The sequence below is a fragment of the Streptomyces niveiscabiei genome (genome assembly GCF_001419795.1).
GTDB lineage: Bacteria > Actinomycetota > Actinomycetes > Streptomycetales > Streptomycetaceae > Streptomyces > Streptomyces niveiscabiei.
The window spans coordinates 1-10,838 of sequence record NZ_LIRL01000126.1 but is presented as its reverse complement, the minus strand read 5'-3'; the positions used below and the strand labels follow the sequence as shown (position 1 = coordinate 10,838).

Here is a 10,838-nt window from a genome sequence, read left to right as displayed (position 1 = left end):
CCTCCTCACCCGCACCGACCCCCTGGGCCGCACCACCGCCTTCTCCTACGACGAAGACGGCCGCCTCACCACGGTCACCCGCCCCGACAGCACCGAACTCCGTGTCGTACGCGGCCTGTTCGGCCTGCCGGTGGAGCGTCATGACCCGGACGGCGCCCGCTGGCTCCAGGAGTTCGACGCACACGGCAACCGCACAGCGGTCACCGATCCGGCGGGCCGCACCACCCACTACGCCTACGACGAGTCCGGCCTCCTCACCTCCGTCACCGACGCTCTGGGTGCCACCACCCTCGTACGCTGCGACGCCTCCGGCCGCCCGGTGGACGTGACCGACCCGGCAGGCGGCACCACCCGCCTGACACGCGACGCCCTCGGCAGACCGGTCCGCATCACCGATCCGACAGGCGGCGTCACCCACCTGGAGTGGCACGCGGACGGGCAGCTCGCCCGCCGTACCGGCCCCGANNTCGAGTACACCCACTTCGACCTGCTCGCCGCCCGCATCCGGCCCGACGGCGCCCGCTACGCATTCGAGCACGACGCCGGCCTGCGCCTCACCCGCGTCACCGACCCACAAGGCCTGACCTGGACCTACGAGTACGACGCGGCAGGCAATCTCGTCTCCGAGACCGACTTCGACGGCCGCCTCGTCACCTACGGACTCGACGCCGCGGGACAACTCGCCACCCGGACCGATCACCTCGGCGGCGTGACCGCGTACGCCTACGACGAACTCGGCCGGTTGATCCGCAAGGAGGTCGCGGACCGGGTCACCGTCCACGCCTACGACCGCGCCGGACGCCTGATCCAGGCGTCGAGTCCCGACAGCGAACTGGTGCGCCGCTACGACCGGTGCGGCCGGCTCAAGACCGAACTCGTCGACGGCCGCGCCCTCGACCACGCGTACGACGCCGTCGGCCGCCGGATTCGCCGCACCACGCCCACCGGACTGGTCACGAGCTACGCCTACGATGCCGCGGGCCGCCCCACCCGGGTGAGCACCGGGGGCCACGACATCACCTTCACGCACGACCCTGCCGGACGCGAAGCGGAACGCGTCTTCGGTGACATCGTCACCCAGACCTCCGCCTGGGACGAGGCCGGCCGGCTGTCGGCCCAGCACCTCACGGCCGGTTCCCGCACCCTCAACGAGCGCACGTACGCCTATCGCGCCGACGGCCGTCTCACCGCGACGTCCGACCGGTTGTCGGGGAAGCGCACCTTCGAGCTCGACCCGGTCGGCAGGGTCACCGCCGTCCACGCGCACGGCTGGAGCGAACGGTACGCCTACGACGCGAGCGGCAACCAGACCTCGGCCGCATGGCCCGACGCGCACCCCGGCCACGAAGCCACCGGCCCTCGCGCCTACACGGGCACCACCGTCACGCGTGCGGGTGACATCCGCTTCGAGCACGACGCCCTCGGCCGCGTCACTCTGCGCCAGAAGATCCGGCTCTCCCGCAAACCGGACACCTGGCGGTACACGTGGGACGCCGAGGACCGTCTCACCTCCGTGGTCACCCCTGACGGCACCCGCTGGCGATACCGCTACGACCCTCTGGGCCGACGTACCGCCAAGCAGCGCCTGACGCAGGACGGCGACGCCGTGGCGGAGGAGATCCGGTTCACCTGGGACGGTCTGGTTCTCTGCGAACAGACCAGCGTTTCCGGCGACTTGCCCCGTCCGGTGGCGATCACCTGGGAACACCGGGGCCTCGTGCCGCTCGCGCAGACCGAACGCATCCTCACCCCGGACGCCCGCCAGGAGGAGATCGACCGGCGCTTCTTCGCCGTGGCCACCGACCTGATCGGCACCCCCACGGAACTGATCGACGAGTCCGGGCAGATCGCCTGGCGCACCCGCACCACCCTCTGGGGAACCACCGCCTGGTCCCGCTCCAGCACGGCCTACACCCCGCTGCGCTTCCCCGGTCAGTACTACGACCCGGAAACCGGTCTCCACTACAACCTCTTCCGTCACTACGACCCGGAGACCGGCCGGTACACGTCCCCGGACCCGCTGGGACTCTCTCCGGCACCGAACCCGGTCGCCTACGTGACCAACCCGCACACCGTCTGCGACCCCTTCGGCCTGTCGCCGTACCCGAACGGCGACGGCCCGGCCATCGGCGAGTACACCTCCAAAGGCGAGGGCCAGGACCTCAAACGCTCCGCCACGGTGGGCGACGACCAGTGGCACTTCAACACCGGCCACGGCTACGACCGGGCCCACACCGGCCCGGACGGAACCACGAACGATCTCCGCACCACCAACCTGAAACCCGACCAGATCGAACAGGCGATCGTCTCCGACGTGTACGCGTACATGAGGGACGGCGGGGTCGTCCCCCGCGCCAGAACCCCCGAATTCACCGGCCCGCTCGACAGGTCGGTGCGGATCGACGGGCACGATGTCGGCTACCGGGTCATCCAGCGGCCCGACGGCGCCTACCAACTGTCCACGTACTGGCTCAACCCGTAGCGTCCGGTGGGCGTCGACTAGGGTCTGAACACCCGTATCGTCCCCAGGCACTTCGGGGCGCCGGAAGAAATCCGTCAGGAGAAGCGAGAGATGCCCGACCCGACCCCTGCGGCCAGAAGTCTCAGCCAGGCGATCGACGGCGCGGACCCTCAGCAGGTCACCGAAGCCGCCCGTGAGTTCGTCGAGAAGCTCACCTTCGCGACGGCCGACGAGATCCTCGCCATGCTCGGGGAGATCCTCGACGAGGACTGGATGGCCCTGCCGCCCTGGGCCCGCAATCTCGCCTACCGCCTGGCCTGCCTGCAACGCCCCGACGACCCACAGCTGCTCCGCGAAGCGGCTGCGGACCTCCTGTCCTTCGGGCCCGACTGGGACACGTACGCCGAAGACCTCAAGAGGCACGCGGCGGAACTGGAATAGCCCCGCGGGACGAAATGGTGGGGCGGGTGGGACTCGAACCCACGGCCGACGGATTATGAGTCCGCTGCTCTAACCGGCTGAGCTACCGCCCCATAGCGGCGTGTCGCGTACAAGTGTGCGCGCCGTCTGCCGCAGCATAGCCGGTCATACGATCTCCCGCTCCGGATGGTCGGCTTCCGCATGCCTGCTGACCTCGCCTTCGTATCCGGGAGGACCGCACCAGCGCCCGTACGGTTCCACCGGACATGAAAAAGGACCCCAACGGGGTCCTCGTTCAGCATGCTCCCCCGACTGGACTCGAACCAGTAACCTGCCGGTTAACAGCCGGCTGCTCTGCCAATTGAGCTACGGAGGACCGAGCTCCCCCGACTGGACTCGAACCAGTAACCTGCCGGTTAACAGCCGGCTGCTCTGCCAATTGAGCTACAGGGGAATGCCTCGTCGCATCGATCGTCGTCACCTGGGTACTTGCCAGGGGGCGCCCTCTCGCTGCGACACATACATTAGCGCAAGCAGGGGGGTGCTTCGCCAATCGGTATCCCCGCCGACACCAGGGAAGGGTCGCCGTCATGCGCTACCGGCTGACGTTCGCCGCCGGACTCGCCGTGGGTTACGTCCTCGGCACCCGTGCCGGACGTGAACGCTACGAGCAGCTGAAGAAATCCGCCCGCGCCGTCGCGCAGAACCCGGCGGTCCGCAACACCGCCGAATCGGCCGCCCAGCAGGGCCGCCAGTTCGCGGGCCGCACCTTCGAGAAGGTCAGCATCCGCTTCCCCGACTCGGTCGCCACCCGCGTCCGTACGCTCCGTGAGCGCAACGCGGCGGCAGCGGACGACGACTGGGGAACGAGCAACACATAAACGAGCAGCACCTGAACGAGCCACACAGTCGCGACCAGCCACGACGTGCCCGCGCCCGGACGTCCCCGCGAGCCGTCCAGCACCTCACCGGCCCGATCCGGCGCAGCGCTACGGCAGAATTTGACCCATGGGGATAGTCGCCGGGCTGGACAGTGCGCCCGATTTCACTCGCATCGTCGTCTGTGACACGGACACGGGCGCCGTGCTCAGGCAGGGCTACGCCCCGCACCCGCTCGACAGCGCGGAGGGCGGCGCCCGCCCGAGCGACGTCGACCCGCAGTCCTGGCTCCTGTCGCTCGGCGAGGCGGCGGGCGGCGGTCTGCTGGAGGGCGTGCAGGCGATCGGCGTGAGCGCGCAGCAGAACGCGGTGATCCCCCTGGACGCGCAGGGCAACACGGTCCGCCCGGCGATGACGGGCAGCGACAAGCGCGCCCAGGTCGCGGCGGCGGACCTGGTGGACGCGCTGGGCGGGCGCGGCGCGTGGGCGCAGGCCGTCGGCGCGGTCCCCCAGTCCGGGCACCCGGTGACGAAGCTGCGCTGGCTCGCGAAGAGCGACCCGGAGGCGGCGGCGCGCACGGCCGTCCTGCTCCAGGCGCACGACTGGCTGGTCTGGCAGCTCCTGGGCCGCCCGGCACGCCGTACGACGGACCGGGGCGGGGCGTCGGGTACGGGGTACTGGTCGGCCGCGTCCGGCGGTTACCGCCCCGATCTGGTGGAGCTGGCGCTCGGTCACCAGGTGATGCTCCCGGACGTCATCGGGCCCTCGGAGGCGGCGGGTACGACGCCGGAGGGGCTGCTGATCTCGGCGGGGACCGGCGAGACGATGGCGGCGGCCTTCGGTCTGGGCCTGGGGCTCGGGGACGCGGTCGTGTCGCTGGGCGCCTCGGGCTCGGTGATGGCCGTGCACCCGGAGGCGCTGGTGGACAGCTCCGGGATGATCACGTCGCTGGCGGACGCGACCGGCATGCACCTGCCCGTCGTCACCACCCTCAACGCCGTACGCACCCTGCGCGGGACCGCCGAACTGCTCGGTGTGAAGGACCTGGAGGCGCTCTCGGAGCTGGCGACGCAGTCGACGCCGGGGTCGCACGGGCTGGTGATGCTGCCGTACCTGGAGGGTGAGCGGACGCCGAACCTGCCGCACACGGCGGGGACGATCACCGGGCTGCGCCGGGAGTCGATGAAGCCGGAGCATCTGGCGCGGGCGGCGTTCGAGGGCATGCTGTGCGGGCTGGCGGACGCGCTGGACGTGCTGCGCGGGCGCGGGGTCGACGTACGGCGGATCTTCCTGCTCGGCGCGGCGGCCGGGCTTCCGGCGGTGCAAGCGGCGGCTCCTTCGCTGTTCGGGGCCCAGGTGGTCGTACCGCAGCCGGCGGACTACGCGGCGATCGGGGCGGCGCGGCAGGCGGCGTGGGCGCTGGGGGTGTCGCAGGGGACGCTGGACCCGCGGACGCCTCCGGCCTGGCAGGGAGCGGCGGCGCAGGTGCTCGACCCGGGCGAGGATCTCGCGGTGGGCCAGGCCGTGCGCCAGCAGTTCGTGTCGGTGCGGGAGCAGATCCATCCCGGGGCCCTGCACTGACGCTCCGCCGAGGCGGGGCGCGCCTTCGAAAAGCTCGTTCCCAAGCGCGTTCCCGTAAGGTCCAACGCGCCGGAGAACGTCCGAGTTCCCGGTTGCGCTGTCAGCTCAAGAAGGCCACCTGATGGGTTAATCGGTTGAGGTAACGCGGGTGGAGTGTCCGACGATAGGGGCCAGGGGCAACCATGAGGCCCCCTCCGCCGGACCCCATCCACCCTCTGCCGAGAGACGTAGCGTGCTCATACGACTTCTGCGGACCTATCTCAGGCCCTATCGAAAACCGATCGGTCTGCTGGTGCTGCTGCAACTGCTCCAGACCAGCGCGACCCTGTACCTGCCCACGTTGAACGCCGACATCATCGACCACGGCGTCATCAACGGCGACACCGGCTACATCCTGACCTACGGCGCTCTGATGATCGGCATCTCGCTGGCGCAGGTCGTGACGAACATCGGTGCCGTGTACTACGGCGCGCGGACGGCGTCCGCGCTGGGCCGGGACCTGCGCGGGGCGGTGTTCGACCGGGTGCAGTCGTTCTCCTCGCGCGAGGTGGGCCAGTTCGGTGCCCCGTCGCTGATCACGCGCACGACGAACGACGTGCAGCAGGTCCAGATGCTGGTGCTGATGACGTTCACCCTGATGGTGTCCGCGCCGATCATGTGCGTGGGCGGCATCGTGCTGGCGCTCGGTCTGGACGTGCCGCTGTCGGCGGTGCTGGTGGCCGTCGTCCCGCTGCTGGGCGTCTGCGTGACGCTGATCGTGGTGAAGCTGCGGCCGTTGTTCCGGTCGATGCAGGAGCGGCTGGACACCGTCAACCGGGTGCTGCGGGAGCAGATCACCGGCAACCGGGTGATCCGCGCGTTCGTGCGGGACGCGTACGAGGAGGAGCGGTTCCGGAAGGCCAACACGGACCTGACGGACGTATCGCTCAAGGCGGGGAATCTGCTGGCGCTGATGTTCCCGATCGTCATGACGGTGGTGAACCTGTCGTCGATCGCGGTGGTCTGGTTCGGGGCCCATCGCATCGACGACGGCGAGATGCAGATCGGTGATCTGACGGCGTTCCTCGCGTATCTGATGCAGATCGTGATGGCCGTGATGATGGCCACGTTCATGTTCATGATGATCCCGCGCGCGGAGGTGTGCGCCGAGCGGATCCAGGAGGTGCTGGAGACGTCGTCGAGCGTGGTTCCGCCGTCGGCGCCCGTGCGGGAGCTGCGGCGGCACGGGCATCTGGAGCTGCGGGGCGCGGGGTTCCGCTACCCGGGCGCCGAGGAGCCGGTGCTGAAGGCGGTGGACCTGGTGGCGCTGCCCGGCGAGACGACGGCCGTGATCGGCTCGACGGGCAGCGGCAAGTCCACGCTCCTGGGGCTCGTGCCCCGGTTGTTCGACGCGACGGACGGCGAGGTCCTGGTGGACGGCGTGCCGGTCGCCGACATCGAGCCGGAGCTGCTGGCGAAGGCGGTGAGCCTGGTGCCGCAGAAGCCGTACCTGTTCGCGGGGACGGTCGCGACGAACCTGCGCTACGGCAACCCGGACGCGACGGACGAGGAGCTGTGGCACGCGCTGGAGGTGGCTCAGGCCAGGGAGTTCGTGGAGCGGCTCGAGGGCGGGCTGAACGCGCCGATCGCGCAGGGCGGGACGAACGTGTCGGGCGGCCAGCGGCAGCGGCTGTCCATCGCGCGCACGCTGGTGCAGCGGCCGGAGATCTACCTGTTCGACGACTCGTTCTCCGCGCTCGACTACGCGACGGACGCGGCGCTGAGAGCGGCGCTCGCGCGCGAGACGGCGGCGGCGACCGTGGTGATCGTCGCGCAGCGCGTGGCGACCATCCGCGACGCGGACCGGATCGTCGTCCTGGACGAGGGCCGGGTCGTCGGGACGGGAACCCATCACGAGCTGATGGCGGAGAACGAGACGTACCGGGAGATCGTGCTCTCCCAGCTCACGGAAGCGGAGGCTGCCTGATGGCCGGGCCTGCGGGACGCATGTTGGCCGGTGCGGGACCCGACAGCCGGTCGCTGGACTTCAAGGTGTCCGGGAAGCGGCTGGTCGGGTACTTCAAGCCGGAGCGCCTCACGGTGTACGCGCTGTTGGTGTGCGTCGTGATCAGCGTGGGGCTGAACGTCGTCGGTCCGAAGATCCTCGGGAAGGCGACCGACCTGGTGTTCGCGGGGATCGTCGGGCGGCAGCTGCCGGCCGGCGAGTCGAAGGAACAGGTCCTCCAGGGGATGCGGGACGACGGGCAGTCGTCCGTCGCGGACATGCTCCGGTCGACGGACTTCACGCCCGGCAAGGGCATCGACTTCGGGGCCGTGGGGGAGGTCCTCGGGATCGCCGTCGGCGTGTTCGTGATCGCCGGTCTGCTGATGGCGGTCGCGACGCGGCTCGTCAACCGGGCCGTCAACCGGACGGTGTTCCGGATGCGGGAGGACGTGCAGACGAAACTGTCGCGCCTTCCCCTGTCGTACTTCGACAAACGGCAGCGCGGGGAGGTGCTGTCGCGGGCGACGAACGACATCGACAACATCGGGCAGACGCTCCAGCAGTCCATGGGGCAGCTGATCAACTCCGTGCTGACGATCATCGGCGTGCTCGCGATGATGTTCTGGGTGTCGTGGCTGCTCGCGCTGGTCGCGCTGGTGACGGTGCCGCTGTCGGCGCTCGTCGCGACACGCATCGGCAAGCGCTCGCAGCCGCACTTCGTGCAGCAGTGGCGGACCACGGGGCAGCTCAACGCGCACATCGAGGAGATGTACACCGGGCACACGCTGGTCAAGGTCTTCGGGCGGCAGCGGGAGTCCGCGCAGCAGTTCGCCGAGCAGAACGACGCGCTGTACGAGGCGGGGTTCAAGGCGCAGTTCAACAGCGGGATCATGCAGCCGCTGATGATGTTCGTGTCCAACCTCAACTATGTGCTGGTGGCGGTCGTCGGCGGGCTGCGGGTGGCGTCCGGGTCGCTGTCCATCGGTGACGTGCAGGCGTTCATCCAGTACTCGCGCCAGTTCTCGATGCCGCTCACGCAGGTCGCGTCGATGGCCAACCTGGTGCAGTCCGGGGTCGCGTCGGCCGAGCGGATCTTCGAGCTCCTCGACGCGGACGAGCAGGAGGCGGACGCGAAGGACTCCGAGCGCCCGGCCGAGTCGCTCGGGCGGGTCGCGCTGGAGGGCGTGTCCTTCCGGTACGACCCCGACAAGCCGCTCATCGAGGACCTGTCGCTGACCGTCGAGCCCGGCCACACGGTCGCCATCGTCGGCCCCACCGGCGCGGGCAAGACGACCCTCGTCAACCTCCTCATGCGGTTCTACGACGTCTCCGGCGGGCGCATCACCCTCGACGGCGTCGACATCGCCCGCATGTCCCGCGACGACCTGCGCGCGGGCATCGGCATGGTCCTCCAGGACACGTGGCTGTTCGGCGGGACGATCGCCGAGAACATCGCGTACGGCGCCGCGCGCGACGTCACGCGCGGGGAGATCGAGGAGGCGGCGCGCGCGGCGCACGCGGACCGGTTCGTCCGTACGCTGCCGGACGGGTACGACACCGTCATCGACGACGAGGGCAGCGGGGTCAGCGCGGGTGAGAAGCAGCTCATCACCATCGCGCGCGCGTTCCTGTCCGACCCGGTGATCCTCGTCCTCGACGAGGCGACGTCCTCCGTCGACACCCGTACGGAGGTGCTGATCCAGAAGGCGATGGCCAAACTGGCGCACGGGCGCACGTCGTTCGTCATCGCGCACCGGCTGTCGACGATCCGGGACGCGGACACGATCCTCGTCATGGAGAACGGCTCGATCGTCGAACAGGGCTCGCACAGCGAGCTGCTGGAGTCGGGCGGCGCCTACGCGCGGCTGTACAAGGCGCAGTTCGCGGAGGCGGTGGCCGAAGTGGACTGAGCCCCAAGGGGGTTGGGGTGCCGCCACGGACGGTGTGTGGCACCCCCGCCTCAGTCCAGGTATCCCCTCAGCTGGTCCGCGAACGCGTGGTCCCGGAGCTTGTTGAGGGTCTTGGACTCGATCTGCCGGATCCGCTCGCGCGTGACGCCGAAGATCCGGCCGATCTCCTCCAGCGTGCGCGGCCGGCCGTCGGCGAGCCCGTACCGCAGCTGGACGACCTTGCGCTCGCGCTCCCCCAGCGTCGACAGCACGGCCTCCAGGTGCTCCCTGAGCAGCAGGAACGCGGCGGACTCGACGGGGCTCGCGGCGTCGCCGTCCTCGATGAGGTCGCCCAGGGCCACGTCGTCCTCCTCGCCCACGGGTGCGTGGAGGGAGACGGGCTCCTGGGCGAGTCGCAGGACCTCGCCGACGCGTTCGGGCGCGAGGTCGAGCTGGGCGGCCACCTCTTCTGGTGTCGGCTCGTAGCCGCGCTCCTGGAGCATGCGGCGCTGGACGCGCACGACACGGTTGATGAGTTCGACGACGTGGACGGGGACGCGGATGGTCCGGGCCTGGTCGGCGAGGGCCCGGGACATGGCCTGGCGGATCCACCAGGTGGCGTACGTCGAGAACTTGTACCCGCGCGCGTAGTCGAACTTCTCGACGGCGCGGATGAGGCCGAGGTTGCCCTCCTGGACGAGGTCGAGCATGGTCAGGCCGCGGCCGACGTACCGCTTGGCGACGGAGACGACGAGCCGCAGGTTCGCCTCGATGAGGCGGCGCTTGGCCATCCGGCCCATGACGACGAGCCGGTCCAGGTCCAGCGCCAACTGGCTGTCCAGGTCAGGGGTGTTGAGGAGTTTCTCCTCGGCGAACAGGCCCGCCTCGACGCGCCGCGCCAGCTCGACCTCCTCGGCCGCGGTCAGCAGCGGGATGCGGCCGATCTCGCGGAGGTACTGGCGGAACAGGTCGGAGGAGGGTCCGCCGGTGTCGGACGGGCGGATCCGCTCGGGGGGTTCGTCGATCCCCTCCGGCGGGGGCCCCGTCTCGGGGTGGTGCGCTGCGGTGCCCTGCGCGGGCACCGCGGCCAGCACGTCGGCCTCGGCGTCGGGCTCCGCTTCGGTACTGACGTCGGTCTGGGTGAGCGTCTGGGTCTGCACGGGGGCGACCTCCAGGATGATCGCTGCCAGGGGGTACGACAGCGGCACTTCGGGGGCGGAGTGGACGGCCTCGCCGCAGTCCGTCCCGTACGCGGTGAGCATCGGCCTGGGCGGGGGTTTCGTGGGGGACGGATCGGCCGCGCTCCGAGTACTCAGGCACCGCCACCCAGTGTGGGGTACGACACATCACCGCCACGAGGGGCGTGCGGTGACTTTTTGAGTCCGCGACGTGACCGGCCGCTGACCCGTACGCCCCCACCTGCGAGAATCCCCCGGTGTCCGAATCCTTGTACGAAACACACCTCACCGTCGACTGTTCCGACCTGGACCATCTGCGCGCGTGGGCGTCCGCCGCGGACCTGAAACTCACGGTGATCGAACTCGCGCGGGGGCGGATGCCGGTGCAGCCGATGCTGACGCTGCGGGGTGACACGTACGGCGCGCAGCGCGCCCGCGCGCGGGCG

At 70.2% G+C, this 10,838-nt stretch carries 6 protein-coding genes, 3 tRNA genes and 3 pseudogenes; 8 read left to right on the top strand and 4 right to left on the bottom strand.

What is annotated here, in order from left to right:
• The 3 genes and pseudogenes from AOK24_RS50325 to AOK24_RS07165 all read left to right on the top strand — a co-directional run.
• Positions 1-465: pseudogene (locus tag AOK24_RS50325) on the top strand (type IV secretion protein Rhs); the annotation flags it as partial.
• 2 nt (positions 466-467) lie between these two features.
• On the top strand, positions 468-2,482 hold a 2,015-nt coding region (locus AOK24_RS07170), incomplete at its 5' end, for an RHS repeat-associated core domain-containing protein (protein ID WP_240553707.1).
• 90 nt (positions 2,483-2,572) lie between these two features.
• Positions 2,573-2,902: a hypothetical protein gene (locus AOK24_RS07165; RefSeq protein WP_055719204.1), complete on the top strand. Its 330-nt coding sequence runs from the start codon at positions 2,573-2,575 to the stop codon at positions 2,900-2,902.
• Between the two features lie 15 nt (positions 2,903-2,917).
• Here the strand turns inward: AOK24_RS07165 and AOK24_RS07160 are convergent.
• From AOK24_RS07160 to AOK24_RS07150, 3 genes are all read right to left on the bottom strand, one after another.
• Positions 2,918-2,994 (bottom strand) — tRNA-Ile (locus tag AOK24_RS07160).
• 190 nt (positions 2,995-3,184) lie between these two features.
• Positions 3,185-3,257, bottom strand: a tRNA-Asn gene (locus AOK24_RS07155).
• 5 nt (positions 3,258-3,262) lie between these two features.
• Positions 3,263-3,335, bottom strand: a tRNA-Asn gene (locus tag AOK24_RS07150).
• A 136-nt stretch (positions 3,336-3,471) separates the two neighbouring features.
• Between AOK24_RS07150 and AOK24_RS07145 the strand changes: the two genes are divergently transcribed.
• From AOK24_RS07145 to AOK24_RS07130, 4 genes are all read left to right on the top strand, one after another.
• On the top strand, positions 3,472-3,762 hold the full coding sequence (locus tag AOK24_RS07145; RefSeq protein WP_055719203.1) for a hypothetical protein: 291 nt from the start codon (positions 3,472-3,474) through the stop codon (positions 3,760-3,762).
• Positions 3,763-3,889: 127 nt separating this feature from the next.
• Positions 3,890-5,341, top strand: coding sequence for an FGGY family carbohydrate kinase (locus AOK24_RS07140; protein ID WP_055719202.1), 1,452 nt, complete (start codon positions 3,890-3,892; stop codon positions 5,339-5,341).
• 232 nt (positions 5,342-5,573) lie between these two features.
• A complete protein-coding gene (locus AOK24_RS07135) occupies positions 5,574-7,307 on the top strand; it encodes an ABC transporter ATP-binding protein (RefSeq protein ID WP_055719201.1) in 1,734 nt (577 codons plus the stop codon).
• Positions 7,307-9,235, top strand: coding sequence for an ABC transporter ATP-binding protein (locus AOK24_RS07130; protein ID WP_055719200.1), 1,929 nt, complete (start codon positions 7,307-7,309; stop codon positions 9,233-9,235). The genes AOK24_RS07135 and AOK24_RS07130 overlap by 1 nt, the downstream gene beginning before the upstream one ends.
• A 50-nt stretch (positions 9,236-9,285) precedes the next feature.
• On the opposite strand, the pseudogene AOK24_RS07125 reads toward AOK24_RS07130, so the two are convergent.
• A pseudogene (locus AOK24_RS07125) lies at positions 9,286-10,534 on the bottom strand (RNA polymerase sigma factor).
• A 115-nt stretch (positions 10,535-10,649) separates the two neighbouring features.
• Between AOK24_RS07125 and AOK24_RS07120 the strand changes: the two are divergent.
• Positions 10,650-10,838, top strand: a pseudogene (locus AOK24_RS07120) (hypothetical protein); the annotation flags it as partial.